Origin of the sequence: Streptomyces sp. NPDC093109 (assembly GCF_040701725.1) — a bacterium.
In the GTDB taxonomy this organism is placed as follows: domain Bacteria; phylum Actinomycetota; class Actinomycetes; order Streptomycetales; family Streptomycetaceae; genus Streptomyces.
Genome location: NZ_JBFBEZ010000017.1, coordinates 117,842 through 143,938 on the forward strand (window position 1 = coordinate 117,842; position 26,097 = coordinate 143,938).

26 protein-coding genes are annotated in these 26,097 nt (G+C 72.7%); 10 read left to right on the plus strand and 16 right to left on the minus strand.

Annotated features, from left to right (window positions below; genetic code table 11):
* The first annotated feature begins 55 nt into the window (after positions 1-55).
* Positions 56-253, plus strand: coding sequence for a hypothetical protein (locus AB0389_RS18530; RefSeq protein WP_114660140.1), 198 nt, complete (start codon positions 56-58; stop codon positions 251-253).
* Between the two features lie 26 nt (positions 254-279).
* Positions 280-450, plus strand: a complete 171-nt coding sequence (locus tag AB0389_RS18535) for a hypothetical protein (protein ID WP_366396475.1) — start codon at positions 280-282, stop codon at positions 448-450.
* 276 nt (positions 451-726) lie between these two features.
* On the opposite strand, the gene AB0389_RS18540 is transcribed toward AB0389_RS18535, so the two are convergent.
* A complete protein-coding gene (locus AB0389_RS18540) occupies positions 727-1,524 on the minus strand; it encodes an exodeoxyribonuclease III (protein ID WP_366396476.1) in 798 nt (265 codons plus the stop codon).
* Positions 1,525-1,630: 106 nt separating this feature from the next.
* On the opposite strand from AB0389_RS18540, the gene AB0389_RS18545 reads away from it, so the two are divergent.
* Positions 1,631-1,999: a PadR family transcriptional regulator gene (locus AB0389_RS18545; protein ID WP_366396477.1), complete on the plus strand. Its 369-nt coding sequence runs from the start codon at positions 1,631-1,633 to the stop codon at positions 1,997-1,999.
* Entirely contained in the window at positions 1,996-3,030 is a 1,035-nt protein-coding gene (locus AB0389_RS18550; protein ID WP_366396478.1) for a hypothetical protein, read from the plus strand. The genes AB0389_RS18545 and AB0389_RS18550 overlap by 4 nt, the downstream gene beginning before the upstream one ends.
* Positions 3,031-3,064: 34 nt before the next feature.
* Here AB0389_RS18550 and AB0389_RS18555 read toward each other — a convergent pair whose 3' ends face one another.
* Entirely contained in the window at positions 3,065-3,643 is a 579-nt protein-coding gene (locus tag AB0389_RS18555) for a hypothetical protein (RefSeq protein ID WP_366396479.1), read from the minus strand.
* 186 nt (positions 3,644-3,829) lie between these two features.
* Here AB0389_RS18555 and AB0389_RS18560 point away from each other — a divergent pair, with 186 nt between their 5' ends.
* A complete protein-coding gene (locus tag AB0389_RS18560) occupies positions 3,830-4,603 on the plus strand; it encodes a response regulator transcription factor (RefSeq protein WP_366396480.1) in 774 nt (257 codons plus the stop codon).
* Positions 4,604-4,647: 44 nt separating this feature from the next.
* Here the strand turns inward: AB0389_RS18560 and AB0389_RS18565 are convergent, their stop codons facing one another.
* The 3 genes from AB0389_RS18565 to AB0389_RS18575 form a co-directional block, all read right to left on the minus strand.
* Positions 4,648-6,336: a GAF domain-containing protein gene (locus AB0389_RS18565; protein WP_366396520.1), complete on the minus strand. Its 1,689-nt coding sequence runs from the start codon at positions 6,334-6,336 to the stop codon at positions 4,648-4,650.
* 391 nt (positions 6,337-6,727) lie between these two features.
* Positions 6,728-7,135: a rodlin gene (locus AB0389_RS18570; RefSeq protein ID WP_366396481.1), complete on the minus strand. Its 408-nt coding sequence runs from the start codon at positions 7,133-7,135 to the stop codon at positions 6,728-6,730.
* Positions 7,136-7,305: 170 nt separating this feature from the next.
* Positions 7,306-7,716: a rodlin gene (locus AB0389_RS18575; protein WP_366396482.1), complete on the minus strand. Its 411-nt coding sequence runs from the start codon at positions 7,714-7,716 to the stop codon at positions 7,306-7,308.
* Between the two features lie 261 nt (positions 7,717-7,977).
* On the opposite strand from AB0389_RS18575, the gene AB0389_RS18580 reads away from it, so the two are divergent.
* From AB0389_RS18580 to AB0389_RS18590, 3 genes are all read left to right on the plus strand, one after another.
* A complete protein-coding gene (locus AB0389_RS18580) occupies positions 7,978-8,388 on the plus strand; it encodes a rodlin (protein ID WP_366396521.1) in 411 nt (136 codons plus the stop codon).
* 234 nt (positions 8,389-8,622) lie between these two features.
* Entirely contained in the window at positions 8,623-8,856 is a 234-nt protein-coding gene (locus AB0389_RS18585; RefSeq protein WP_366396483.1) for a chaplin, read from the plus strand.
* Positions 8,857-8,944: 88 nt separating this feature from the next.
* A complete protein-coding gene (locus AB0389_RS18590) occupies positions 8,945-9,811 on the plus strand; it encodes a chaplin family protein (protein ID WP_366396484.1) in 867 nt (288 codons plus the stop codon).
* 76 nt (positions 9,812-9,887) lie between these two features.
* Here AB0389_RS18590 and AB0389_RS18595 read toward each other — a convergent pair whose 3' ends face one another.
* Together AB0389_RS18595 and AB0389_RS18600 are read right to left on the minus strand one after the other, a co-directional pair.
* Complete coding sequence (locus AB0389_RS18595; protein ID WP_366396485.1) at positions 9,888-11,165, minus strand: NAD(P)-binding domain-containing protein; 1,278 nt, start codon at positions 11,163-11,165, stop codon at positions 9,888-9,890.
* A 130-nt stretch (positions 11,166-11,295) separates the two neighbouring features.
* Positions 11,296-12,699, minus strand: a complete 1,404-nt coding sequence (locus AB0389_RS18600) for an ATP-grasp domain-containing protein (RefSeq protein WP_366396486.1) — start codon at positions 12,697-12,699, stop codon at positions 11,296-11,298.
* Positions 12,700-12,870: 171 nt separating this feature from the next.
* On the opposite strand from AB0389_RS18600, the gene AB0389_RS18605 reads away from it, so the two are divergent.
* Positions 12,871-14,175: a glycosyl hydrolase gene (locus tag AB0389_RS18605; RefSeq protein WP_366396487.1), complete on the plus strand. Its 1,305-nt coding sequence runs from the start codon at positions 12,871-12,873 to the stop codon at positions 14,173-14,175.
* Positions 14,176-14,224: 49 nt separating this feature from the next.
* Here the strand turns inward: AB0389_RS18605 and AB0389_RS18610 are convergent, their stop codons facing one another.
* From AB0389_RS18610 to AB0389_RS18650, 9 genes are all read right to left on the minus strand, one after another.
* The gene (locus AB0389_RS18610; protein ID WP_366396488.1) at positions 14,225-15,445 is read right to left on the minus strand and encodes a GNAT family N-acetyltransferase; all 1,221 of its coding nucleotides are present in this window, start codon (positions 15,443-15,445) and stop codon (positions 14,225-14,227) included.
* The gene (locus tag AB0389_RS18615) at positions 15,445-16,182 is read right to left on the minus strand and encodes a lipopolysaccharide biosynthesis protein (RefSeq protein ID WP_366396489.1); all 738 of its coding nucleotides are present in this window, start codon (positions 16,180-16,182) and stop codon (positions 15,445-15,447) included. Before AB0389_RS18615 ends, AB0389_RS18610 begins: the two co-directional genes overlap by 1 nt.
* Positions 16,179-17,402, minus strand: a complete 1,224-nt coding sequence (locus AB0389_RS18620) for a glycosyltransferase (protein WP_366396490.1) — start codon at positions 17,400-17,402, stop codon at positions 16,179-16,181. The genes AB0389_RS18615 and AB0389_RS18620 overlap by 4 nt, the downstream gene beginning before the upstream one ends.
* A complete protein-coding gene (locus AB0389_RS18625) occupies positions 17,399-18,256 on the minus strand; it encodes a polysaccharide deacetylase family protein (RefSeq protein ID WP_366396491.1) in 858 nt (285 codons plus the stop codon). Before AB0389_RS18625 ends, AB0389_RS18620 begins: the two co-directional genes overlap by 4 nt.
* Positions 18,246-19,979, minus strand: a complete 1,734-nt coding sequence (locus AB0389_RS18630; protein ID WP_366396492.1) for a lipid II flippase MurJ — start codon at positions 19,977-19,979, stop codon at positions 18,246-18,248. Before AB0389_RS18630 ends, AB0389_RS18625 begins: the two co-directional genes overlap by 11 nt.
* Complete coding sequence (locus AB0389_RS18635) at positions 19,976-21,475, minus strand: O-antigen ligase family protein (protein WP_366396493.1); 1,500 nt, start codon at positions 21,473-21,475, stop codon at positions 19,976-19,978. Before AB0389_RS18635 ends, AB0389_RS18630 begins: the two co-directional genes overlap by 4 nt.
* On the minus strand, positions 21,475-23,118 hold the full coding sequence (locus AB0389_RS18640) for an exopolysaccharide biosynthesis polyprenyl glycosylphosphotransferase (protein ID WP_366396494.1): 1,644 nt from the start codon (positions 23,116-23,118) through the stop codon (positions 21,475-21,477). The genes AB0389_RS18635 and AB0389_RS18640 overlap by 1 nt, the downstream gene beginning before the upstream one ends.
* Positions 23,115-24,296 carry a glycosyltransferase gene (locus AB0389_RS18645; RefSeq protein ID WP_366396495.1) on the minus strand — a complete coding sequence of 394 codons (1,182 nt, stop codon included), beginning with the start codon at positions 24,294-24,296 and terminating at the stop codon, positions 23,115-23,117. Before AB0389_RS18645 ends, AB0389_RS18640 begins: the two co-directional genes overlap by 4 nt.
* Positions 24,297-24,362: 66 nt before the next feature.
* Positions 24,363-25,490: a DUF3344 domain-containing protein gene (locus AB0389_RS18650; RefSeq protein ID WP_366396496.1), complete on the minus strand. Its 1,128-nt coding sequence runs from the start codon at positions 25,488-25,490 to the stop codon at positions 24,363-24,365.
* A gap of 298 nt (positions 25,491-25,788) precedes the next feature.
* Here AB0389_RS18650 and AB0389_RS18655 point away from each other — a divergent pair, with 298 nt between their 5' ends.
* The gene (locus AB0389_RS18655; RefSeq protein WP_366396497.1) at positions 25,789-26,028 is read left to right on the plus strand and encodes a chaplin; all 240 of its coding nucleotides are present in this window, start codon (positions 25,789-25,791) and stop codon (positions 26,026-26,028) included.
* The last annotated feature ends 69 nt before the right edge of the window (positions 26,029-26,097 follow it).

The following is a 26,097-nucleotide window of genomic DNA, read 5'->3' on the forward strand; positions in this document are numbered from 1 at the left end:
AAAGTAGGACGTTCCGTCCCTGTAACTCCGTACCGTTCAACGGAACGCTCGGCACATGACCGAACCAACGCGTTACCAGACCATGCCGGTCGAGCTGCCGTTACGTATGGAGTTGGAGCCGACCCCGGTGGAGGGGTGTCCGGGCTGCACCGAACTCGCGAACGTGCGGGACCGCGCCCGTACCGGGGGCGACATGACCACCGTGTCCGACTGCAACGTCTACATGCGGCGGCACCCGGAGGGACACGGGTGATCGCGCGGGCGGACATCGGCACTCGGGTGGAAGACGCTGCGGGCCGTGCCGGCATCCTGCGCGACGTGATCCCCGACTATGAGGACCCTGCCGAGCCCCCTGGCCAGCGCCGTAAGCGTCCGACGGCGTTTCTGTGGCCCGTGGGCGGGGGCGCCGAGTGGCTGGCGCCGCCGGACGACGTGAGGCGCGCCGAGTGAACCGTGCGGCGAGGCAGCGGGTCGGCAGGATCACTTGGGGACTCGGCGTGGCGATCTGCTGGGGCCTCATCGCGCTCGGCGTCGTGCCGGCGGTCCGCACCGAATGAGCGAGCACGACCACGACGACGGGTAGAAGCGCGTGATGGTCGCGCTGATGGTCACCGGGCTGACGATCATCACGTGCTCGGTCGCCGTAGTGGCGGTCATCATCGGACTGGCCACATAGACCCCGCCCCGTTCGGTCCCGTGCCGTTCGGGGCTTCCCGCTGCCCCTGCCTACTGGTCGAACACCGCCGTCACGGGCGCGTGGTCGCTCCACCGTTCCGCGTGCGTGGCCGCGCGCTCCACATACGCCTTGACCGCGCGGTCCGCCAGACCCGGCGAGCTGACGAGGTAGTCGATGCGCCAGCCCGCGTCGTTGTCGAAGGCACGGCCGCGGTACGACCACCAGGAGTACGGCCCGTCCTGCTCCGGGTGCTGGGCACGTACGACATCGACGTAACCGGCCTCGTCGAAGACGCGGCTCAGCCAGGCGCGCTCCTCGGGGAGGAAGCCGGAGGACGTGCGGTTGGCCTTCCAGTTCTTGAGGTCGGCCTCCCGGTGGGCGATGTTCCAGTCGCCGCAGACCACGACCTCCCGGCCGTCGGCCGCCGCGCTCGCCTTCAGCCGCTCCAGGTACGGGAGGAACTCGTCCATGAAGCGGATCTTCTCGTCCTGGCGCTCGGTGCCGACCTCGCCCGAGGGCAGATAGAGGCTGGCGACCGTGACCCCGGGCAGGTCGATCTCCGCGTACCGCCCGCTCGCGTCGAACTCCGCGCTCCCGAATCCCACCTGCGTACGCTCCGGCTCCCGCCGCGCGTAGACGGACACCCCGGCCCGCCCCTTCGCCGTCGCCGGCGCGTGCAGTACGTGCCAGCCCTCGGGCGCGCGGACCTCGTCGGGGAGCTGATGGGGCTCGGCGCGCACCTCCTGGAGGCAGACCACATCGGCGGAGGTACCGGCGAGCCACTCCACGAACCCCTTCTTCGCGGCGGCGCGGAGTCCATTCACATTCACGCTTGTCACGGTGAGCATCCCGGCACAGTACCGGGCGGACATGACCCCCTCCCGCCCACTAGTCAGAATCCAAACTAGTCGGATAGTCTGGCTACTCAAGGGTTGGACGACTGAGGGAGGGCGGATGGCGGAGACACCGGCGGACTGGCAGACCGGCTGGCTGCGCGGCGTGCTCGAACTCGCGCTGGCCGCAGTCCTCACCGACGGCGCCGGGCACGGATACGCGCTGGCGCGGCGGCTCGACGAGCGGGGATTCGGGAAGGTCCGGGGGGCCGCGCTCTATCCGGTGCTCGGCCGGATGGAACGGGACGGAACGGTGACCGCGACCTGGGAGCCCGGCGAGGGCGGCCCTGGACGCAAGGTCTACGCCCTCACGGCGGCGGGCCGGGAGCGGTTCGCGGAGCAGCGGGGGCAGTGGGACCGCTTCTCGGTGCTGATGACGGGGCTGCTGGACGCCGCCCCGAGAGACATGGCTGACCAGGGGGAAAGATGACGAAGACGCCCACGCCCACGAACGGGACGAGCCAGAAGAACCAGGAATGGCTGGACCGGCTGAGGCTACGGCTGGCCCTCGCCCCGGGCATGACCCGTGAGGTGACGGAGGACGTCGTCGCCGAGGTCACCGCGCACTGCGCCGAGACCGGCCAGCGCCCCGAGGAGGCCTTCGGCCCGGCGGACGAGTTCGCGGCGCAGGCGGCGCGGGAGCGGGTCCCGGTCGCCGAACGGGCCCGGCGGGACCGGTCCGACCGGCTGCCCGCCGACTTCTGGAAGGCGGGGCTGACCACCCTCGCCACGCTGCTGGGCATCCGCACCGTCAACGTCCTCATTCACGACGGTCTCTGGTTCCACGTCACCGCGGCGGGGCTGGCCGCGATCCTGCTGATGGCGGCGGTCGTGCAGGCGACGTGGATGGCCATGGGGCTGTACGCTGACGGCCGGATCCGGGCCACCGCCCTCGCCGCCGCCGGAATCGCCGTCCTGGTCGCGGGGATCTTCGCCGCCTTCGCCCTGCTGCCGGACGGATCGCTGGGCCAACTCCCCACACTGGTCCTCGCCCTGGCGGCGCTGGCACCGCTCGGACTGCTGTGGCTGCTCAACCGCCGGGCGGGCGCCACCGATACCGGTACGGAGGACTCCAGCGACCCCTCCGGCCCCTCCGACCCCGAAGCGTGGCTGCGCCGGCTCGGCGGACTGCTGACCGGCCGCCACAAGGTCCCGGGCCGCCGCTCCCGCGAGCTGGTCGCCGAGGCCCGCGGCCATCTGGCCGCCACCGGCGGCTCGCCCGCCGAGGAGTTCGGACCGGTCGAGGTGTACGCGCTCCAGTTGGCCGAGCAGTCCGGCCCGCAGGTGTGGTGGTCGCGGGCCGGATGGCAGACACCGCTGTTCTGCGCCCTGTTGCTCGTCTACGTCACGCTGAGCATCGTCCAGGACCAATTCGGCTGGCGGTTCTGGCTGTGCGCGGTGGGACTGGCCGGCGCCGCCCTGGTCCTGGCGGCCAAGCTGATCGACACCGAGGACGCCTGACCGATCCGGGAAACAGGTCCCGATCGGCCAGGGATCAATCGACCACGGATATCTTCGTGCCCAGCGCGCCGAACTTCCATATCGCGTCACCCGCCGTCGTGGCGACCCGGATCCCGCCCGTGCTCACCCCGGGGGCGGGGCTCGGTGCCGCCCCGTCCACCGCGTTCGAGAACGCTATGGACATGCCTTCCTTCACCGCGAAGTAGACGATGTGCTCGATGGACACCCCGTCCGAGCCGACCCCGTCGTCCCGCCGGAAGGAGACCGCGTACGCGCCCTTCTCCGGACTGATCGTGCCCGGCCACACGGCGAAGGAATCGTCGTAGTTGTTGTTGGGATCGACCAGCCACACCCGCTGCTCACCGAGCGAGTACACGATCCGCCGGCCCTCGCCGGACGCCGTCGGCACCTCGTGCTTCACGTCCGCGCCGGGCGCGGGGGACGACGCCGCCTTGGGGCTCGGGCTCGCGGCCGGTTTCCCCTGTGCGGTGGGTACGGCGACGGTGGGCCGTGGCCCGTTCTCGGCCTCCATGGCCAGAAAGGTGACGGCCACGAGAGCGCCAGCGGTCAGCGCGGTAACCCAGGCCCACGAGGGCAGTCGGCGGCCATGCACAGGTGTGGATCTCCTCAACTCTCCTACAAGCAACGACAATGTAGCCGCTGCTCGACGCGCACTTCTTCCGGCCCCCATGAACTTCGTCACTTTCCGCGCCGGTGGCTCGCCGGGGATACTGAGCCACCCCGACCCCCGCCCCCACTCTCCGGCGCGCGAGCGTCGCGTGAACACGAAGGAGTCCCCGTGCCCCCCGTCGTCGCGCCAGCGACCGCCCCCTTGACCGCCGTCCCCGCGACCGTCCGCGTCTTCATCCTGGACGACCACGAGGTCGTCCGCCGCGGAGTGCGCGATCTGCTGGAGGCCGAGGACGGCATCGAGGTCGTCGGCGAGGCGGCCGACGCGCGCGAGGCGCTGGCCCGGGTGCCCGCCGCCCGGCCCGATGTGGCGGTGCTGGACGTACGGCTCGGTGACGACCGGGGCGGTGACCACGCCGGCATCGAGGTCTGCCGTGAACTGCGTGCCGCGATGCCGGAGCTGGCCTGTCTGATGCTGACGTCGTTCGACGACGACGAGGCGCTCTTCGACGCCATCATGGCTGGCGCGGCCGGCTATGTGCTGAAGCAGATCAACGGCGCCGACCTCGTGGCCGCCGTCCACACCGTCGCGTCGGGCACCTCGATGCTCGACCCGCGCACCACCTCACGGGTCATGGCGCGGCTGCGCGGACCGCGTACCGGCGCGCACGGCGGCCCGGTGGCCACGCGGAAACCGGCGCCGTCCGAGCTGGACGCGCTCGCGCCGAGGGAGCGTCAGATCCTGGACCTGATCGGTGAGGGCCTGACCAACCGCGAGATCGCCGACCGGCTGTGCCTGGCGGAGAAGACCGTCAAGAACCGCATCTCCTCGATCCTCGCCAAACTCGGCGTGGGCCGCCGGGTGCAGGCCGCGGTGATAGCCGGCCGGGTACGGGCCCGGGAGGCCGCACCCGGCTACGGCACGGACCGCCCCCGTCCGTAGGCCCCGCCCGTAGACCCCGCCCGTAACCCTCCCCGTACGAACGGTCACCCCGGCGGCAGCGGCACCCGCCACCGCACCCGCGTGCCGCCGCCCTCGGGGGTCTCCAGGGTGAGGGCGCCGCCGTTCAGACGGGCCCGGGTGCGCATGTTCGCCAGGCCCCCGGTGTGCGGGGACTCCCCCGCACCCGAGCCGGCCATCCCCACGCCGTCGTCCGTGACCGTCAGGGTCACCGTGTCGTCGTCGGCCACCGTCAGCGCGACCTCGATCCGGCGGGCCCGCGCGTGCCTGGCCGCGTTGGAGAGCGCCTCGGCGGCCACCGCCAGGACCTGTTCGGCCAGCTCGTCCGGGATGTTGGTGTCCACCGCCCCCTCGATCCGCAGCGCCGGCCGGAAGCCCAGCGCGCGGGCGGCCGTCTGCGCGGTCTCCGCCATCCGGCGGCGCAGCCCTGACCTGCCCGGCCGGTCGGCCGTCCGCAGGTCGAAGATCGTGGACCGGATGATGCGGATGGTGGTGTCCAGATCGTCCACGGCCCGGCTGACCCGTTCCGCCGCGGCCGGCCGGTCCGCGATGGACCGGGTCGTGCTCTGGAGGGTCATCCCGGTCGCGAAGAGCCGCTGGATCGCGACATCGTGCAGGTCGCGGGCTATCCGGTCGCGGTCGTGCAGGACGGCCAGCTCCTCCGACTCGGCGCGCCGCCGGGCCAGTTCGAGGGCGATCGCGGCCTGGTCCGCGAAGCCGGAGACCAGCTCGATCTCCGTGTCGTCGAACGGCGGGCTTCCTGCCGGCCGTCCGAGCCGCAACGCGCCGAGCGCCCCGGTGTCGATCTGGAGCGGCACGGCGACGACGGGCCCCAGGCTGCCCTCCATGCCGTCGCCGAGCGGATGGGCCCGCGGATCGGTCCGTACGTCGGTGCTGGCCACGGGAGTTCCGGTACGGGCGGCAAGACCGGCGAGCGAGCCGGCGGCCGGTACGGAGACGCCCCGCACCCGGTCGGCCCCCTGGCCGTGCGCCACCTCGACCGTCAGCAGGTCCGCGGGCGCGGCGCCCGCGTCCTCGCGCCCTTCCCCGTCCGGGTCCTCGTCGTCGCCGGGAACAACCGGCTTCGGCAGCAGGACGGCGGCGCTGTCCGCGCCCGCCACCTCCATCGCCCGTTCCGCGATCAGATGCAGTACCTCGCCCGCGTCCGTGCCTGACAGCAGCGAGCGCGTGATCTCGCCCAGCGCTTCGAGGCGCCGCTCGCGGCGGCGGCTCTCCTCGTACAGCCGGGCGTTCTCGATGGCGACCCCGGCGGCGATGGACAGGGTGGTCAGCACCGCCTCGTCGTCCGCGTCGAAGTCTCCGCCGCCGCGCTTCTCGGTGAGGTAGAGGTTGCCGAAGACCTCGTCGCGCACCCGGACGGGCACGCCCAGGAACGTGTGCATCGCGGGGTGGTGCGCGGGGAAGCCGTAGCGGCTGGGGTGGGTGGTGAGGTCGGTGAGGCGCAGCGGCACCGGGTGGCGCATCAGTTCGCCGAGGAGTCCCCGGCCGCACGGGGTGGGGCCGATCTGCTCCTTGACGCCCTCGCTGATGCCCACCGAGATGAACTGCGAGAGCGTCTGGCCGTCGCCGACGACTCCGAGCGCTCCGTACCGCGCGTCGGTGAGGGTGACCGCCGCCTTGACCATGCGCCGGAGCACTTCGGGCAGTTCGAGCCCGTGGCCGAGGTTCATCACGGCGTCCAGCAGCTCGCGCATCCGCTCCGGACTGCCGGCCGGCCGGTGCGGACAGCCGTCCGGTGAATCGCCCGAACGTCCCGAACTGTCCGTCGTCTTGACCAACGCGTGCTCCCCGGTCCGGTCTCCCCCTCGGCAGCCTACGACAGCGCTCCGACCTGCTCATCTCCCGCCCGGGGGAACGGAGATGGGAGGGGGACGGGAGGGCGATAGGGCCGGTTGGCCGGGGAGGGGGGCTGTTCGGCCCTATGCGCGCGGTGGGGCGGCGCCGGATCATGGTGGTGCCGGGAAGTTCTGCGTCATGTCCCCCGCAGCCGTCGGACCTTCCCGGCACATAGCGCCGTACGGAGCCGGGCACGCCAAGAGGCCCGGCCGCCGCGTACGGAACGCGGGGCCGGGCCTCTGGGGGGGATCAGTGGTTGCCCGCGCCGTTCCCGGACAGGATCGGGATGTTGTCCAGGATGTGCGACAGCGCCTCGTCACCCTTGGCCTGCGTCGAGTTCTCGACACACTGCTGGTTCTGCGGCGACGACAGGACGTTGATGTCCTGAACGGTGATCGGCACGAGGCCGATCAGCGAGCCGACGTTCGCCTTCAGCGGCAGACCGATGCAGGGCTTGTTCAGCGAACCCTGGACCAGGCTCAGCTGGGGGCTCATGTCGCCCTTGGTCGACTGGTTGCCGAAGGACTGCTTGGCACCGTTGCCGCTGAGGGAGATCGGGCCGTCGTCGTTACCGATGGCGAGCGCCGGCGACGCCGCGGCGGCCGTGGCGCCGACGATGGACGCCGCTACAGCAGCGGTTGCCCACAGCTTCTTCATTTTAATGCCTTTCCAGAAAGTCGGATTCCACCGGTGGAATCCGAACTGCTCAACTCATCGGCAGCCGGATTAGTTTCGGGCGTTCCCCCGAATGGAGTAACACGCATTTCGAGAAAAAGGCCGGCCCGCCGCGGAATTCAGCGGCGGGCCGGCCCGGTTCAGCCGACGCCTCAGCGGTTGGCCGCACCGTTCCCGGACAGGATCGGGATGTTGTCCAGGATGTGCGACAGCGCCTCGTCGCCCTTGGTCTGCGTCGAGTTCTCGACACACTGCTGGTTCTGCGGCGACGACAGGACGTTGATGTCCTGGAGCGAGATCGGCACGAGACCGATGAGGGAACCGAGGTTCGCCTTGGCCGGCAGCGCGATGCAGGGCTTGTTGAAAGAGCCCTGGATGAGGGCGATCTGCGGGCTCATGTCGCCGTACGTCGACATGTTCCCGTACTGCTGGGTGGCGAAGTTGCCGCTCGCGGACGTGGGTCCACCGTCGTTGCCGATGGCGAGCGCCGGGGCCGCCGCGGCGGCGGAGACGCCGACTACGGAGGCGGCGACGGCCGCGCCGGCCATAACCTTCTTGATCACGATCTGAGTCCCCTTCTGACGGATGCCCCTAAGTTCCCGGAGCCCTCTGAGCAACTCCCCGCGCACCCCTTTGGTTCTGATGAGACCCGCCTCTTCACTCCAATGGCCTATTACCGGTGATTACCGCGCGGCAATGTCACGCCAACCCGCAAGCCGTTCGGGTGAAGCACCGGAACCAAAGCGCGGATGGCAGGTTGTTCAGGTCGCTGCACAGCTCATCGCTGCATCTGCTTTTCTTCACCATCAAAGGAACACACCGTGATCAAGAAGATTATGGCCGGCGCGGCCGTGGCCGTCTCCGTAGTCGGCGTTTCCGCTGCCGCCGCGGCCCCCGCCCTCGCCATCGGCAACGACGACGGCCCGATCTCCGCCAGCGGGAACGGCTCCGAGAGCGCGTTCGGCAACGCGACGACCAAGGGCGACATGAGCCCCCAGGCCGACCTGATCCAGGGCTCGCTGAACAAGCTCTGCCTCGGCGTCCCGGCCAAGGTCAACGTCGGTTCGCTGGTCGGCGTCCTCGTTCCGGTCACCGTCCAGGACGTCCAGGTCCTCTCCAGCCCGCAGAACCAGCAGTGCGCGGACAACTCCACGCAGGCCAAGCAGGACGAGCCGCTGTCGCACCTCGTCAACAACATCCCGGTGCTCTCGGGCAACGGTGTGGCCAACGGCTGACCGGGACTCCCCGGCCGACGGACCGGCCCGGCGCAATGACGCACCGGGCCGTTCCGCCTTTTCCGGCCACTGCGTCAAACGAGTGAACCGGACGCACCACCCAATTCGGGGCAGTTTCCTCGTAACGTCGCATTCGTTGGACTTTTCGCAGCGGACGTGAAGAGCCGAGAAAGCGGATGCTCGCGTGCCACGACCGTCGTGCGGACGTATTCGCCGCTGCGGAAGGGCTACACCATGAAGAGCATGAAGGCCGCGGCGGTTGCCGCGGGAATGGTCCTGTCGCTGGGTGCCGCAGCCCCGGCCATGGCCGACGCACACGCCGACGGCGTCGCCGTCGGTTCGCCCGGTGTCCTCTCGGGCAACGTCATCCAGGTGCCCGTCCACATCCCGATCAACCTCTGCGGCAACAGCATCAACATCATCGGGCTGCTCAACCCCACCTTCGGCAACACCTGCATCAACAGCTGACACGGTGTCCCGGGCCGGTTCCGGAGCGCGGCCCCTCCGCGCTCCGGAACCGGCCTCGGCCGTCGTCGCGATCAATCAGGAGAACCACGTGCGAGACCTCATCAGCAAGGGACTGCTCACCGCCGCCGCCGCGTCGAGCGTGCTGTCCCTGAGCGGCGGATCCGCCCAGGCGGCCGACGCCGACGCCGTAGTCGCCGGATCGCCCGGTGTCCTCTCGGGCAACGGCGTCCAGGTGCCCGTCGACATCCCCGTCAACCTCTGTGGCAACACCATCGACGTCATCGGGCTGCTCAACCCCGTCTTCGGCAACACCTGCGTCAACGCGTCGGGCACCCCGAAGGCGCACCACAGCGGTTACGGCTCGCACAGCGGTTACGGATCCACCGACGCGTACGGATCGCACGACGGGTACGGACCCGGGCGCGGTCACAGCGAGGGCGCCAGCTCCACCGCCGTCGTCACCGGTTCGCCGGGCGTCGGCGCGGGCAACGGCCTCGAAGTGCCCGTCGACGTCCCGCTCAACGTCTGCGGCGACTCGATCGACGTGGTCGGTCTCCTCAACCCGGCCTTCGGCAACACCTGCGTGAACGGGACGCCGGCCGTGCCCGGCAGGCCCCCGCTGAAGCCCGAGACCCCCGACACCCCCGACGAGGAGCGGGAGGAGCCCGAGGTCTCGACCCCGACCGACGGCAGGACCGGCACCCCGCCGTCGACCTCCGTCCCCCCGCGGACCCCCCACACCCCGAACACGCCCCACACCCCCAGCACCCCGGTGACCCCGGCCGAGGCCACCACGCCCGTCGTCAAGCCGGTCGCCGCGGCGCCCGCGCACACCGCCCAGCTGGCCGCCACCGGCGCCGGCTCCCACCTGCTCACCGCCGGTGCGCTCAGCGCCGGACTGCTGATCGCGGGCGGCGTCCTCTACCGCAGGAACAGGCCCGCCGCGCGCGTCTGACGCCGGACCCGGCCGGGAGAGACCACGGGGGATCCTCCCGGCTGCGCCCATCAGCTCCGATGACGTTCAACGACGCTCAGGACACCGTCGGCGTCGGCACGGCCTCCCCCTCCCCCCGCCGCTGCCGGACCGTCACCCGCGCCCCGCTCCCGCCGCCGCCCGCGCCGAGCCGCCGCCGTACCCCGCGTACCAGCCGCTCCGCCGTGTACGAGGCGCCGTACACGAAGCGCATCGACGGGCCGAACGACGGAGCGCTCAGCAGCCCCGCGAGGAACAGCCCGGGGTGCGACGACTCGAAGACCGCGCTCGCCTCGGGCGCGCTGGTGGACCCCACCGTCCGCAGAGCGCCCGTGAGTTCACCGTCGAGCAGGCCCAGCCGTTCGAGTCCTGGCGTGAAGCCGGTGGCGGCGATGACATGGTCGGTCTCCACGGTCTCCACCCGGCCGGTGTTCGCGATCAGCTCCAGCCGCAGCCGCCCGTTCGCCGGGACCGCCGCCGCCACGCTCTCGCCGAGCCGTACCTCCACGGCCGGCTCGAAGCGCTCCCGCAGCCACCACGCGCCCGCCGGGCCGAGCGCCGAGGTGAAGACCCGGGCCCGGGTCTCCTCCTGCAGCCGGCGGAAGAGGCCGGGGGTCTCCGCGTACAGCCAGTTCTTCCAGCCGCAGCCGAGACCGGTGTGCGGGGCGCGCGCCGACTGGCCGAGGGGGCGCTGCCGGGGCGGCGGCAGGGTGTTCCAGTTCAGCCGGCCCGACCGGGCCACCACCCGTACGGTGGTGCCCTGTTCGGCGAGGAGCGCGGCCGTCTCCAGCGCCGCCTGACCCGCGCCGATGACGGTCACGTCCCGGCCGGTGAAACGCGTCAGATCCGCGTGGTGGCTGCTGTGCGTCGCCTGCTCGGGCGCCAGTCCGCGCAGCGGGGCGGGGATGTCGATGAACGGCATCACCCCGACCGCGAGCGCCACCGTACGGGCGAGGACGGTCGCGCCGTCCTCCGTGGTGAGCCGGAATCCGCCCGGACAGGGCCGTACGGAGGTGATCGTCCGCTCGTCGACCGGCGGCGCGGCCCGCTCCGCGAACCAGAGCCCGTACGAGGCGAAGAAGCCCACCGGCAGCGGCACCCCGTGCCGGGCCTCGGCCCCGCGCGTGGCGGCGTAGGCGGCGAGGCCGAAGGCGCCCTTCGGGTCGGAGAGGTTCGAGGCCCAGGGCTCGGACTTGAGGAACATCCCGGGCGGCATGTGGTCCCGCCACGAGGCCATCGGCCGGCCGAACACCCGCAGGTCGAGGCCGGCCGCGGCGGCGTGGGCCGCGATGGAGAGTCCGTAGGGGCCGGCGCCCACCACTACCAGGTCGTGCATCGTGTGTGTCCCGCTCTCTGTTCCGGAGGTGTGGGGCGTACGTGAGGTGTGGGGCGTACGTGAGGTGTGCGGTACGTGGTCGTGGTCGTCGTCGTGCCGAGGGGCGCGGAGTCCGTGTCGCCGGTGCAGCTCATCGGGTCCGCCTCGGTACGGGCGCGCCCGGCGCCGTACGGTCCTGGCTGCCGCGCCGCTGCCGTACCGGGGGCGTACGCGACCGCCCGCCGCCGCCCGGCCGCCGCCGCAACGGCAGCGCGCGCCGGAGCCGGCGCCAGCCGCGGCGTACGGCGTGCAGCGCCCAGGCCACGGCCATCGCGCCGGCGGGCCACGGGTCGTCCAGCGCACACCACGCGGTCTCGGTCTCCGCCACGGCCCGCGCCCCGGACGGGGACGGCCTCGGGGCGGCCGGGCGTGCCGAGGCGAGGACGGAGAGCAGCGCGTAGTTCTCCACGACGAACGTCCGCCCGTGCGCCGCCTCCTGCGCCGGTACGGTCCGGCCGGTGAGGTCCAGATGGAGCGCGCGGACGACATCGACGCCCGCCCTGTCGGTGAAGAGTCGGAACTGCGCTCCGGGCCGGGGGTTGAAGTCGAGCAGGTGGTAGGCGCCGGAGGCGGCGTCGCGCCGGAAGTCGAGATCGAGGATGCCCCGGTAGCCGAGCGCCGCGACGAGCTGACGCGCCGTCCGCTCGACCTCCGGATTGGGCAGCCACCGGCCCACCGCCGTCAGCCCGGCCCCCACCGGCCACGCCCGGTCCTTGCGCCCGGCGGCGCCCACGAAGCGGCGGTCGGGGCCGCCGCTGTAGCCGTGGAAGAACCAGTCCAGTCCTGGCCCCGGCGCCAGGAACTCCTGGAGCAGCAGCCCGCTGCCCGCCTCCGCCGCCCGCCCGTACAGCTCGCGCGCCTCCTGCGGCGAGCGGACCAGCTGCGTACTGCGCAGTCCCGTGTCCTCGGGCAGCAGCCAGGGCCTGCTCCACTTCGCCACCACCGGCAGCCCGAGCGACCAGGCCGCGGCAGCCGCCTCCGCCGCGCAGCCGGGCACCACCGTGCGGGGGTGGGGGATGTCCAGCTCGCGGCAGATGCCCGCCAGCTCCGCCTTGTCCGCGACCCGCTCGGGCAGCCCTGACGGCTGTTCAGGCAGCAGATAGCGCCCGGCGAGCCGCCCGCGCAGCCGGGCCACGGCGATCGCGCTGAGGTCGTCCATCGGTACGAGTACGGCCGGACCGGAGAGCCCGTCCGCGATGCCGAGCAGCAGCCGAGCGGTCCCGTCGAAATCCGGAGCGGGTGTCGGAGCCGGAGCCGGGGTCGGATCCGGAGCGGGTGTCAGATCCGGTTCCCGGCCCGGCCGTAGATGGGCCCGGTGCAGATAGCGGGAGCGTCCGACGGGGCTGCGCGCGGACTCGATGACCGCGTGCACCTCGATCCCGGCCCGGCCCAGGGATCTGACGGCGCCCAGCGTGCCGTGGTGGAACGGGTTCCGGTCGAGCCGCAGCAGGACGGCGGGGACGCGGGTGTCAAAGCTCGGCAACACGGTCGGCACGGTGGGGTCCTTCAGATCGATACCCCATGCGGGGGATGAAATGCACGGATGGACTACTGGATCGCCGGGCCGGGTTCCCGATCGGCTTATTAGAAATACTTTTACGCTCAACGTGGCTGCACGACTCCGGGTCGCGACCGCGGAAACGGGTTCGAATCACGAGGAGCTGACATGTCATCGAGACGTCGACGGCTGACGACCACCTGCCTGGGGGCGGTCACGGCCGGTCTCCTTGTCTCCGGCGCGGCACTTCCCACTCCGAGCACTCCGAGCGGTACGGGAACTCCGAGCGGTACGGGCACCGCCGGCGCGGAGAAGCGGAAACCGCCCCGGGCCGACGCGCCCGCGCTCGGCGCGTATCTGGATTTCGGCCCCGCCGGTGTGCAGCGCATCGCCGGTATGGAGAAATGGCTCGGCGGTACGGAGCTGCGCGTCGGCCACACCTATCTCCCCGGGGATGTGTGGTCCAACATCGAGGGAAGCCCGGGTTTCCTGTCGGACTGGGCGGCCTGGCGCAAGGCCAAGGACGACCGGCTGTTCGTCCTCAACGTACCGATGCTGGAACGCACCGAGGGGCGGGTCCCCGACCGGCTCGTCCGCCGTGAGCTGCGCAAAGGCGCGTACGGACAGTACGACGGCCACTTCACGACGCTGGCGCGGCGGCTGGTGGACCTCGGCGTTCCCGACACGGTGATCGTGCTCGGCTGGGAGATGAACGGCACGACGTACACCCATCGTTGCGGGCCCGACCCACAGGCGTGGAAGAGATACTGGAACCGCATTGTCACCGCCATGCGTGCCGTTCCCGGGCAGAAGTTCCGTTTCGACTTCGCGCCGAATCGCGGACGGGACGCCGTTCCGTGGACCGCGTGCTATCCCGGTGACGATGTCGTGGATGTCATCGGGATGGATTCGTACGATCAGCCGCCCGGCCGGACTTTTGACGAACAGGTGAATGAGCCCTTCGGGCTTCAGGAACACGTGGACTTCGCCGCTGCACACGGAAAGGTTATCTCCTATCCGGAGTGGGGCCTCTTCCGCAACGGAGACAACCCCGAATACATGCGGCGCATGCTCCAGTGGATCGACACGTACAAGCCGCTGTACAACACGGTCACGGATTACTGTCCGCACGGCGTCTGGCAGTGCGAGAAGAATCCGGAGTCGTCGAAGGTGTTCCGGTCGATGCTGTCCGCGCGCGAACCGGAGCCCGTACCGACGCCCACGCCGACCCCGACACCGACCCCGGTTCCAACCCCGGACCCGACACCGCCGCCCGCGCCCACGCCGCCGGATCCGACACCCACACCCGACACCACACCGAAGCCGACCCCCGATCCCACTCCCCCGCCCACCACGCCCCCGCCCACCCGTCCGCAGAACTGCGCCCCGCTGAACCTCGGCCCGCTGGTCGAGAAGTGGCTCGGCGGCAAGCTCTGTCTGCGCCTCGACTGGTGGCAGCGCCTGCGGAAGTGACGCGGGGCCGTGCGCCCCGAGGACGGCGGCCGCGAGGTCATAACCGGTGTCATCCCTTGTCGCCGCCGTCCTCCGTCTTCCGCGCCCGCTTGACCAGCGTCGCCGCCCGCTCCCGCCCCGCCGCCCGCGCGAGCAGCAGCCACAGGGACGGCGCGAGGTGGTTCCTGGCCAGCAGCAGCCGCTGGTTGCGGACGGTCTCGGGGCGCCAGTGGTGCTTGTACGGTTCGTCGCCGCGCAGCATGCTCAGCGTCGCGCGGCCGTTCGCGCCGCTGTCCCTGGCCCCGGCGCGCAGCAGCATCGTGGCCACATCCGCCTTCCGCGCGCGCAGCACGGGATCGGCCCCGTACAGATAACCGCCCGCCAGCGCGCCGGACATCAGGGTGAGATCGGCCGCGACCACCGCCCCCGCGAGCCGGAACTCGGTCAGCCGGGCGTCGCCGCTCGCGACCATGGACCGCGCGGCCCTGGTCAGATGCTCGGCGAAGCGGGCGCTGAGGTGCTCTGGCGTGACGCCGCGTCCCGCCCACTGGAGCCGGTGCAGTTCGAGCAGGCGGCCGACCGCGAGGGGCACCCCGTCCGCCGGGACCTCGCGCTCCTCGATGCCGAGCGCGTCCAGCTTGCGGAGCTTCGCGCGCACGCGCTGGGCGCGCGACGCGGGGAGCCGGGCGAGCAGCCCTTCGACGGGGACGGCGGGCAGTTCGAGACAGGGCGAGTCCGCGAGCCGGCGGCGCGGTCCCGTCCAGCGGGCGTAGACGCGTTCGGCGGCGGCTCCGGGGCGTACCTCGCGCAGGTCGATCACGGCTGTGCGGGCCAGTTCGGCGAAGGCCCTCGCCAGCGCGGCGACGGCGGCGTCCGTCTCGTCCTCGGTGCGGGTCTCGTCGAGCAGGACGTCGGAGAAGTCGGAGATGGTGCCGCCGAGCGGTACGAGGACGGGGAGGGGCCGCAGCACCAGCATCAGCGGTGCGGCGGCGACGAGTTCGCCGCCCCGGCGGACCAGGACGACCCTGAGCCTGCCGCCGCCGCGTCCCGTCCCGTACGACAGCCACCAGGAGTGCAGCCAGGCGTGGCTCTGGAACGGGGTGGCCGTACGGGAGGCGCGGTAGAGGGTGTCCCACTCCGGGGCGATCGCGCCGAACCGCGCGGTGTCCGCGCAGATCTCCGTCGTGAAGGCCGCGCCGGACCGGGAGACGGTGAGCAGGGCCGCCGCCGGTACGGAGGAGACGGGCGTGCGGAGGGCCGGGGCGGTCCGCGACCGTGTGGGGGATCCCATCAGACCGTTTCCGGGTGCGGTTGCGCGGCGGAGGAGGCGGCAGAGGCGGATACGGATGCGGAGGCGGTGGCGGAGGCAGCGGCGCCCGAGCCGGACGCGGGACCCGGGACGGACGCGGATCCGGCGGGCGCGTCCTCCCGGCGGCGCTTCGGGCGTACGAGCAGCCCGAGCCCGCCCAGCAGCCCGCCCGCGCTGCCGCCGACGAGGGCCGACAGCCCGGCCGACGGGGTGACCGGGGCGGTCGGCGCGATCGCCCGGGAGAACTGGAGCACCCGTACGTTCGTACTGCCCTGCAACTGGGTGCCGCTGACGACCAGGGAGCGCGCGACCCCGTTCGCCATGTCCACCGCAGTCGACGCCTTGGCCGAGGTCGCCGTCACGGAGATCATCGGGGCGTCGGGCGAGGTCGCGGTCCGCACATCGCGCTTGAGCGTGGCGGCGGGCACCCCGGCCCAGGTCGGCGCGTCACCGACCAGCGCCAGCTGGGGCGCGACGCGGCCGAAGGCCGTCGCGAACCCCTGCGCGGCGGCCGGTTCCGTGGTGTCCAGCGGGACGACGACGACATAGCTGGTCGCCGCGTACTCGGGGGTGCGGAGGGTCCCGTACGCGCCGCCCGCCAGCGCGCCCGCCGTGACGGCCAGCGGCACGATCCAGCGGACGGGCAGGGCCTTGACGCGGGACTTCGGGAGGATCCTCGGGGCTCGGGCTCGGGTTCGGATCCGGTTCTGCGGGGTCATGGGCAACTCACTTCTCGGAGGGAGGCCGACCGGCCTCGGGCGGCGTGCTCGTAGACGGCCATCAGCTGGGCGGCGCTTCGGGAGATGTCGTAGTGGAGTGCGGCGGGGGGTACGGCCGACCGGGCCACGTCGAAGTCCGCCTCCCGGGCCGTCAGCCGGGCCGCTTCCCGGTCCGCTTCCCGGGCCGTCTCCTGGAGCCGCCGCAGCTCGTCGGCGAGTCCGGGTACGGAGCCGCTGATCCGGCGGGCCCCCGGCGCGGATTCGGGCGGCAGGTCCTGGAGGGCGGGGCAGGTGACGTACAGCACCGGCAGTCCGGCGGCGAGCGCCTCGACGGCCGCGAGCCCGAACGCCTCGTCGTGGGAGGTGGAGACGGCGACGTCCATGGCCGCGAGGAGCGCGGGCAGCCCGACGGCGCCGGCCTTGCGGGAATCCCCGCGGGGATCCTTACGGGGCGGGTCCTCGCACGCGCCGTACAGCAGCACCCGGTCCGCCGCGCCCAGCTCCTCCGCGAGCCGCAGGAGCCGCGCGCGCTCCGGGCCCTCCCCGACCAGCAGGAGGCGCGCCTCGGGCAGCCGCGCGACGGCGCGGACCAGCCGGTCGAAGCGCTTGCCGGCGGTCAGCCGTCCCACTCCGCCGGCCACGAAGGCGTCCGCCGGCAGTCCCAGGTGCGCGCGGGCGGCCCGGCGGGCGGCCGGATCAAAGGCGAAGCGCCCGGCCTCGATGCCGTTGGGGACGACGTGGATACGGTCACGCCGTACCCCCCAGCGCTCCAGCCGCCGCGCGACCGTGGCGGAGACGGCGACCGTCGCCGAGCCGACGCGCTCGCCCGCGAGGTAGAGGGCGCGGGCGCCGGGGGTCAGCGGCCGGCCCTCGATCTGGGCTTCGCCGAGGGAGTGTTCGGTGGCGACAATGGTCCGCACACCCGCCATCCGGGCCGCGAACCGCCCGTACAGGCAGGCGCGGTAGAGGTGCGTGTGCACCAGGTCGTACCGGCCCTGCCTGACCAGCCTGCTGAGCCTGGGCAGTGCGCCGAGGTCGCGGTTGCCGGTCATGGCGAGGTTTCTGACGGAGCCGCCGTCGGCGACGATGCCGTCGGCGACGGCGCCCGGGTTGGTGAGCGTGATGACATCACCGTCGGTGGGCAACTCACGTAGCAGGAGGCGGAGTTGCTGTTCGGCGCCGCCGATGCCGAGGCCGGTGATGATGTGCAGCACCTTCATGACGGGACCGCCGTGTCCGGAGCGGCCGTGTCCGGAGCAGCCGTGTCCGGAGCCGCCGTGCCCCGCTCCGCGACATACGCGGCGTACTCCGCGTACGCGGTCTCCGGTACGGGCTCGCGGCGCCGCCGGTGCAGCAGCTGCTTCAGGAGCAGGCGCGCCCCGGTGTCCCCCTCGCCGACGTGGATGCGGGGCAGGGCGAGCACCCCGGTGAGCGGGCCGGGGCTGATGGCGCAGGCGTATCCGTAACCGGCGGCGCGGACGGCCGCGACGGCGCGCGCGTCGACCGTCCCGTACGGGTAGCAGTAGCCCGCCACCTCGCGGCCGGTCATGGCGCGCAGGAGTGCGCGGCTGTGCGCGGTGTCCTGCGCGAGGTGCTCGTTGTCGGCGGTGGTGAGGTCGGTGTGGAGCAGTCCGTGCGAGCCGATCTCCATGCCGGCGTCGGCGGCGGCGCGGATGCCGTCCTCCGTGAGGAGGGGTTTACGGGGGCCGAGCGGGTCCCATTCGTTCGTACCGCCGAGCCGGCCCGGCAGGACGAAGAGGGTCGCGGTGCATCCGTGGCGCCGCAGCAGCGGTACGGCGTGCTCCACGAAGTCGGCGTAGCCGTCGTCGAAGGTGAGCCCGACGAGCCTGGCGCCCCGGCCGGCGGCGCGGGCGCGCAGCAGTTCGTCCATGGAGACGCCGGTCAGGCCCCGGCGGCGGAGCCAGCGCAGCTGCCGTTCGAGCCGGCCCGGAGTGACGGTCACCTGGTAGGGGTCGTCGGCCGGGCCGGTGATCTCGGCGACCGAGTGGTACATGAAGGCCCACAGGGGACCCGGGCGAGCGGCGTCGGGCGGGGAGACCGTGTCAGCGGACATCTTGCGGCGGCTTTCGTGAGACGGGGTGGAGGAGGGGACGGAGTAGGCGGAGTACGGGGTCGAGGAGGCTCTCGATCTCGGGCGCCCGCAGGGCGCGGGCGATGACGAGGAACACCGCGGCGATGACCGCGCAGGCGCTGGCCGCGCCCAGTGCGGGGGAGACGACGAGGGCTCCGCAGAGCCAGCCAGCACCGGTCGCCGCCGCGGCGGCGGCGCTGAGTTTGACAAGGCCGCCGGCCATGAACCGGGTGTCGAGGGGCACGCTGTGGCGGGCGAGGCCGGTCAGCATGAGGGCGGCGGTGAGGGTGATGCCGAGGGCGTTGGCGGCGGCGATGCCGCGCACCCCCCAGCCCTGTACGAGCAGGGAGCCCGCGACGGTGGTCAGCGCGAGCCCGGCGATCATGGCCACCGCCGGGAACCACAGCGGGCGCGCGGCCGAGAAGTAGCAGCGTACGAGCGCCCCGACCAGCGTGTGGCCGAGCAGGCCGAGCGCGTACACGCGCATCACGGCGGCGGTCGCTGCCGTGTCGGTGGCGGTGAACTCGCCGCGCTGGAAGAGGACTTCGATGAACTGTGGCGCGCAGGCGATGATCGTGGCGGCCCCCACCAGCACGATCGCCCCGGCCAGCGCGAGATCCCGCTCGACACGCCGCCGCGCCCGGTCGGTCTCCCCCGCCGCCATGGCGCGGGCGACCACGGGGAAGGTGACGGTGCAGAGCATCAGGGAGAGCGTCATCGGGATCTGCGCGACCTTCTGCGCGTAGTTGAGATGCGAGATGGCCCCGGCGGGCAGCGGCGCGGCGAGGAAGCGCTCGATGAGGACCTGCGACTGGCGGCTGAGTGCGAAGACGATGACGGGCGCGAGGAGGCCGAGGGCGACGGGCGCGGTGGCGGGGGCTGTCGCTGTCGCGGGGGCACTCTGAGCGGGATCGGCCTTCGCCCCCGCACCGGACGCGGGCCGGCCCTCCGCCAGCCGCCGCCACAGACACGGCAGTTGGACCAGCACCATCAGCACGCCGCCGACCGCGACCCCGCCGGCGGCCACCTCGACGCCCCACCGGTCCCGTACGACCAGCATCGTGCCGATGATCCCGACGTTGGACGCCACATAGATCGCGGCGGGCGCCACGAAGCTGCCGTGCGCCCGCAGCACCGCGCTGCAGTACCCGGCGAGCCCGTACGTGAAGACCGAGGTGGCCGTCAACCGGGTGCAGTCGACGGCGAGTTGGGTTTCCGGCAGTCCCGGCGCCAGCAGCGCCACCACCCAGGGCGCGGCCACCGCGAGCAGCGCGGCGGTGGCGCTGAGCGCGAGGAACAGCCGGGGCAGCGTCGACCGGGTGAGCAGCCGTACGGGATCGGCGGCCGTCCCGGCCGGGGCGGCGGCCCTGCGGGCGAGGGCGAAGCTGAACGCCGGTACGAGGATGAGCGCCATGGCGTCCTCGATGAGCAGCGTGGCGGAGACCTCGGGGACGGTCCAGGCGACGAGGAAGGCGTCGGTGCCGGGCCCGGCACCGTACAGATGCGCGATGGTCTGGTCCCTGACCAGGCCGAGGACCGCACCGGCCGCCGTCAGCAGGGCGGTGACGAGGGCGGCGCGCGCGAGGAAGCGCCCGGAGGCGCCGGAGACGAGCGAGCCGGTGCCGCTCTCGGCCACCGGCGGCGGGGTCTGAGGGGGGACGGTGACGGGTGGCGCCGGGAGGGCGGACCGCCGGGTATCGGTCATACGCGGGCGGCCCCGTCCGATGCGACCCGGTCCCGCGCGACCCCGTCCGATGTGACCTGGTCCGGTGTGACCTGGTCCTGCGTGGCCCCGTCCGACGTGACCTGATCCGACGTGGCCCCGAGCGCCCACCAGGCCGCGAGGCCGAGCATCACGGCGGTCAGTACGGTCGAGGGCCCGCCGATGTCCGCGTACCCGAAGTCCACCAACTGCCAGACCAGCAGCCCCATGACGGCAAACCCGCAACCGCCCTTCGCCCGGCCGCCGGTACGGGAACGCCGCAGCCGCCGCAGCCGCCGCAGCGCCAGCAGGAGCAGCGCGGCCCAGCTGCCCACCAGCGCCAGGACGCCCAGCAGCCCCTGTTCGCTGAGCACCAGCAGATACATGTTGTGCGGGGAGAGCAGCGGCTGACGCTGGAAGGCGGCCCCGGCGCCCGATGTGTCGCTGCCGGAGGAGAGGGCCAGCGAGGCGTGGCTGTCGCGGTGGTCGGGGAAGCCCTTCAGCCCGACGCCGGTGACCGGTCGCGTACGCCACATGTCGGCGGCGGCGGCCCACATGGTGTACCGGTCGGTGACGGACTGGTCGGGCGCGTCGGCCACGCGCGCGATGGAGTCCACGCGCTCGGTGACGAGCTGCGAGCCGATGCCGAGCCCGCCGACGAGCACGGTGCCGAGCGCCCCGGCGGCGAGCAGGGCCACGGCGGCGCGGCGCGGCCCCGACAGCAGGAGCTGGCAGGCGACCGCGACCGCCGTGGCGATCCAGGCGCCGCGGCTGAAGGAGAGGACGAGCGGGACGGTCAGCAGCCCGGCGCAGCCGAGGGCGGCGAGGCGCGCCCCCGGCCGCCGCCCGGTCCCCTCAACGGCGTCTCCCTTCCCGCTGACTGCGAAGCCGACCGCGATGACCAGCCCGTACGCGACGACGGTGGCCATCCCCATCACATCGGTCGGGCCGAAGGTGCCGACCGCGCGGATGTCCTCGCCCTTGTACGAGGCGCCCGTGCCGGTCAGGTACTGGCCGACGCCGACCGCGCCCTGGGCGAGCGCGACGGCGACCACGGACCCGGCCAGCAGCCGGAAGTCCCAGCGGTCCCGCAGGAGCAGCAGCAGCGCGGCGGGCACCAGCACGAAGATCTGGAGGTAGCGCGCCAGCCCGGGCAGGCTCGCCGCCGGGTCCTGGGAGGTGAGGGCCGCGACGGTCACACCGAGCACCGGGAGTCCGAGGACGAGGGCCGCCGTACGGGTCAACGGGCGGGCCCGGTCGCGCAGTACGCGGACGAGGCAGTACAGGACGAGCAGCGCGGACGCCACGTCCGCCGGACTGCCGGAGCCGGCCGTACCGTCCCCCGCGGGCGCGGCCGGTACGGCGAGCAGCACGACGACGGCGAGCGCGGGCAGCAGGGGCAGGGCCCGGCGCCACGGAACCGTCCGTACGGGCACGGGCTGCCACGCGCGTACCGCAGCCGCAGTCGCCGTCGCATCCGTGGCCGTAGCCGTAGCCATCAGCTGCCCGCCGGCCGGACGAGGGACACGGCGGTCCGCACGATGATGCACACGTCCTGCCAGAGCGACCAGTGGTCGATGTAGTGGTTGTCGAACCGGGACCGCTCCTCGATGGAGGTGTCCCCGCGCAGCCCGTGGACCTGCGCCAGTCCGGTGATACCGACGGGCATCCGGTGGCGGGCCGCGTAGCCGGGGTGCGTCTTGCTGAAGTTGGCGACGAAGTAGGGGCGTTCGGGCCGGGGGCCGACCAGGCTCATGTCACCGCGCAGGACGTTCCACAGCTGCGGCAGCTCGTCCAGGGAGGTCCGGCGCAGCAGGTTGCCGACCGGGCTCATACGGCGGTCGTTGGCGATGTTCCAGCGGGTGGCCGACTCCTGGTCGTCGGAGGGGCGCAGCGTACGGAACTTCAGCAGGGTGAACGAGCGGCCGTGCTGCCCGACGCGCTCCTGGCGGAAGAGCACCCCTGGGCCGTCGCCGAGCCTGACCGCGAGCGCGCAGAGCAGCAGCAGCGGCGAGACGGCCACCAGGACCGGCGCGGTGAGCAGCAGGTCGAGCAGCCGTTTGGCGCGGGCGCCCCGGCGGCGCCGGGTGGTGGCGGGCGGCTCGACGCGGTGGTAGCCGAACCCCCACAGGTGCCGTTCCATGGCGGGGGGCGGGGCGGCGAGGTCCCAGGGGCCCGCGCCGACGAACCAGGTGGCGCAGCCGTACGTGTGGAAGAGCGTGACCAGGCCGGCCCGGGCGACGGGGTCGCCGCCGTCGGTGAACAGGGCTTCCTGGACGCCGTTCTGGATGATGGCGCGGTGGATGTCCTCGGGGGTGGTGAGGACGGGCAGCGCGAGAGCCTCCGCGCCGCCACCACCGCCGCTGTCACGCGTCCCCTCTTTGGCGGTGTCGGCGCCGTCCTTCGCGGGGTCCGCCGGGGCGGGGGCCGCGGGCGAGGCGACGCCGACGGGCCGCAGACCGTACTCCGGGTGCTGGGCGAGCAGCGCGGTGATCCGCCGCGCGGCCGGTCCCGTGCCGACGACGAGGGCGGAGCGCAGCCGGTCGCGGGCCGCCGCGCGTCGGCGCGTGTGGATGAGCGAACGGCCGGTGCAGGCGGCGGCGAGCTGTACGGCGCCGGCGGCCAACAGGGCGGTGAAACCGAGGGCGTTGGCCGGGAACAGCGCGGCGAACACCGTGGCCGCCGCGCACCAGGCGACCGCGATCCGCGCGGCCAGCGCGGGCAGTTGGTCGAGGCCCGAGAGGACGACACCGGGCCGGTAGAGCCCGGCGAGCGCGTTCAGGACGGTCACGCAGGCGAGGAGCTGGAGCAGCAGTACGGCGTCGCGCTGCTCGTCGGTGAGGACGGCGGTGGAGAGCAGCGCCGCGAGCGCGTCCGCCGCGAGCAGCGGCAGGGCGAAGCGGAACGCGGAGCGCGACGGCCGGCGGCGGGCCGGTGGCGCGAGGCGGTCGGGGAGTTCGCGGGCGCCACGGGTGTCGCGGGGCGGTGCGATCGGGACGCGCCCCGGGGCGGTCCGCCCGCGTACCGCCTGGCTCAGGGCGGTCTGCCGGCCGGCGGACGCGGGCCCGTCCGGCCGCCGTGCGGTCGTCGCGGTCCGCTCACGCCCGGACGGCGGAGGAACGCTGGTGCTTTCCGTGGTCACTGGGGAATCGGCTCCCTGCGCTCGGGGCGCGGCACGGCGGCCACCGCGCGGTACACGTCCGCGATGGCCCGCGCGGTCTGCCGCACGTCGTGGGTGTCGAGTACGTGCTGCTGCCCCTGGCGGCCGATGGCCTCGCGCAGCGGCCCGTCGTCGAGCAGCGTGCTGATGGCCGCCGCGAGCGCGGCCGGATCCTCGGGCGGGGTGAGGCAGAGGGCTTCGCGGCCGGGCGGCAGGGACTCGCGCGCGCCGTCCACATCGGTGAGGACGACGGCCCGGCCGCTCGCCATGGCCTCCAGGGGTGCCACCGCCATCCCCTCCCAACGGGAGGGCAGGACGACCAGATCGGCCGCCCGGTACCAGGCCGCGGTGTCCGGTACGGCGCCGGTGAAGAGCACCGAGGGCGGTGCGGCGGCGCGCAGGGCGCCGGCGTCGGGCCCGTCGCCGACGAGGACCAGGCGGGCGCGCGGGAACCGCCGTACGACCGACGGCCAGGCGCGGAGCAGGACGTCCTGGCCCTTCTGGCGGCAGAGCCTGCCGACGCAGACGACGAGGGGGGCGTCGGGCTCGATGCCGGTGAGCGGCGGCAGAGCGGCCGGAACGGCGCCTTCTCCGGTCCCTCCCCCGGCACCGAACCGCTCGACCTCGACGCCGTTGCGGACGACGGACCACGCGGCCTCGATGCCCGCCCGCTCGCCGGTGCGCCGCTCGGCGTCGCTGACGCACACGATCCGGTCGGTCCACCGGACCGCCCACCGCTCCCAGCGCCCGGCGAGCCGCGCGGTCACCCCGCCGACCGCCTCGAACGACCAGGCGTGCGGCTGGAAGACGGTCGGGACGCGGCCCCTCACGGCCAGCCGGCCGGCGAGTCCGGCCTTCGCGCTGTGGGCGTGGACCAGATCGGGCCGTACGAGCCGGACGAGCCGTGCCGCGTCCGCGACCTCCCGCACCAGCGCGGGCCCCGGGGCGCGCGTCGCCCGCCAGACGTGGACCTCGGCGCCCCGGCGTGCCGCGGCGGCGGCGAGCGGGCCTTCGGCCGGGCAGCCGACGACCGCCTGTACCCCTGCGGCGACTTGTGCCGCGACCAGATCCAGGACCACTTGGGCGACTCCGCCGTCGACCGGCTGGACGAGATGGAGCGCGGTGAAGCCGGTCCCTGGCCGGTGCCGTTCTGGCTGCACGCGCAACTCTTTCCACTCGTGGACAACGGAAATCGAGGCGCGGAGCGCACCGTGCGCCAGGAGCGCTCAGAACTGCGCGTCGGCCTCTACGAAAAACGCACCGATCCAGAAGGAGTCACGCTCGGTGCCGAATCGAACGCTAAGCCGGTCGGCGCCGGATGCCAGCGCACCACGCAGGTCGAAAACGTCGGAGTCATACCCAAGGGTGTTCGCGTAGTCGGGCTCGCGCTTCATCACAGGTGAATCGAAGTCCGTGATACTGGAATTCATCACATCATCGGAAGGGTTATCTTTATTGCCGAGAAGAACGCCTTTCCCCTTCCCCGTCTCCACGGCGAGCGTGTCCCCGGTGACGCCGCGGTCGCCGTCGTACGCGACAACTCCCAGCCGCCCGGAGGCGCGTTCGGGAACGGGCAGTTCGCCCAGGTCGACGCGCTCTTCCTCGTGGTGCGCGTCGAGCAGCTCGAAACCGTCCCAGATCGCCAGGTGCCGCAGCGGATCGTCGTCCTTCTTGTAGGCGACGACCAGCGTCCAGCCGCCCCAGGCACCCGCCTCGGAACGCCCCATGGCGACATTGAGCTGCGCCACCGTGTACATCCCGGGACCGCTGTCCTTGACGAGCGCCGTCACGTCCGCGGACGCCTGGTAGGCGTCGGCCCCGCCGGCGATCCGGTGGCCGATCACGGTGTCGGCCAGCACCTCCTTGTACTGACCGCCCGGCTCGGCGATCAGCACCCGGCCGTTGTCCGCGGCCGGCTTCTGCTCGCCGACCAGCAGATTGCCGCCCCAGTAGAGCCGCGCGTAGCCGACCCGGGCGCGGTCGGGCAGCCGCAGTTCGGCGCGGGTCGAGTTGTAGGTGTTGGGATCGTTGTCGACATCCGAATAGAACATGTCGAATTGCTGATTGGCCGCGTTCCCGCCGGCCCGCGCGGTCGCACAGGCCGACGCGCGGGCGCTTTCCCCGGCCCGGCAGCTGATGGCCGCATTGGCTGTCCGTACGATCCCGCCGTGCTGTACGGCGTACCAGCGGGCGGCGAACGGAATTCGGGGCTCTTCCTTCGCATCGGCGCGCGGAGCGACGTATGGATCGGCCGCCGATGGGTATGCCGGTGGATACACCGCCGCGGACAGCGCGAGTACGGCCAGACCGCACAGCACTCCACGCTTCACAACAAGAACCGCAGAATTCCGCATACGGGCGCTCCGCCTCCAAGTCCGAAACCAGAACGCACCATTACAGAGCGCGGACTGAAAATCACGCCAGACGCGCTGAAAGCTGCTGAACGTACAGTTGCACGTATATGAAGGGGTGACCGGAGAATCCCGCCCCGGCGAACCCCGCGGCCCCCAGCCAACCCCCACGAGCAGTGCACCGAACATCGATTCACCCGTTCGGGCCCGCAACCTCCGGGGGTCCTCGGCGTTGATGCATGAGTCGGGCAATCGCGCCCGGCGCTTACGTCATCTTCATACGACCGAGGAGCCTTTCCCCATGTCGCGTATCGCCAAGGCCGTCGTTCTCTCCGCCGCGGCCGCCGCCGCCGTTGCCGGTGCCTCCGGCGCCGCCTTCGCCGACTCCGACGCGCAGGCCGCGGCCGTCGGCTCCCCGGGCGTCCTCTCCGGCAACGTCATCCAGATCCCGCTGCACGTCCCGATCAACCTGTGCGGCAACACGATCGACGTCATCGGCATCCTGAACCCGGCGTTCGGGAACACCTGCGTCAACAGCTGACCACTCAGCAACTGACGACTTCGCAAGCCGATTGTCGTACCGAGGAGCCGTCCTTCCCTTCCGGGCAGG

Coding starts and splice junctions, on each gene's coding strand:
- AB0389_RS18530 (WP_114660140.1), top strand. CDS start 56: ATGACCGAACCAACGCGTTACCAGACCATGCCGGTCGAGCTGCCGTTA.
- AB0389_RS18540 (WP_366396476.1), bottom strand. CDS start 1,524: ATGCTCACCGTGACAAGCGTGAATGTGAATGGACTCCGCGCCGCCGCG.
- AB0389_RS18545 (WP_366396477.1), top strand. CDS start 1,631: ATGGCGGAGACACCGGCGGACTGGCAGACCGGCTGGCTGCGCGGCGTG.
- AB0389_RS18550 (WP_366396478.1), top strand. CDS start 1,996: ATGACGAAGACGCCCACGCCCACGAACGGGACGAGCCAGAAGAACCAG.
- AB0389_RS18565 (WP_366396520.1), bottom strand. CDS start 6,336: ATGCGCGAGCTGCTGGACGCCGTGATGAACCTCGGCCACGGGCTCGAA.
- AB0389_RS18570 (WP_366396481.1), bottom strand. CDS start 7,135: ATGAAGAAGCTGTGGGCAACCGCTGCTGTAGCGGCGTCCATCGTCGGC.
- AB0389_RS18585 (WP_366396483.1), top strand. CDS start 8,623: ATGAAGAGCATGAAGGCCGCGGCGGTTGCCGCGGGAATGGTCCTGTCG.
- AB0389_RS18595 (WP_366396485.1), bottom strand. CDS start 11,165: ATGCACGACCTGGTAGTGGTGGGCGCCGGCCCCTACGGACTCTCCATC.
- AB0389_RS18605 (WP_366396487.1), top strand. CDS start 12,871: ATGTCATCGAGACGTCGACGGCTGACGACCACCTGCCTGGGGGCGGTC.
- AB0389_RS18610 (WP_366396488.1), bottom strand. CDS start 15,445: ATGGGATCCCCCACACGGTCGCGGACCGCCCCGGCCCTCCGCACGCCC.
- AB0389_RS18615 (WP_366396489.1), bottom strand. CDS start 16,182: ATGACCCCGCAGAACCGGATCCGAACCCGAGCCCGAGCCCCGAGGATC.
- AB0389_RS18620 (WP_366396490.1), bottom strand. CDS start 17,402: ATGAAGGTGCTGCACATCATCACCGGCCTCGGCATCGGCGGCGCCGAA.
- AB0389_RS18625 (WP_366396491.1), bottom strand. CDS start 18,256: ATGTCCGCTGACACGGTCTCCCCGCCCGACGCCGCTCGCCCGGGTCCC.
- AB0389_RS18630 (WP_366396492.1), bottom strand. CDS start 19,979: ATGACCGATACCCGGCGGTCCGCCCTCCCGGCGCCACCCGTCACCGTC.
- AB0389_RS18635 (WP_366396493.1), bottom strand. CDS start 21,475: ATGGCTACGGCTACGGCCACGGATGCGACGGCGACTGCGGCTGCGGTA.
- AB0389_RS18650 (WP_366396496.1), bottom strand. CDS start 25,490: ATGCGGAATTCTGCGGTTCTTGTTGTGAAGCGTGGAGTGCTGTGCGGT.
- AB0389_RS18655 (WP_366396497.1), top strand. CDS start 25,789: ATGTCGCGTATCGCCAAGGCCGTCGTTCTCTCCGCCGCGGCCGCCGCC.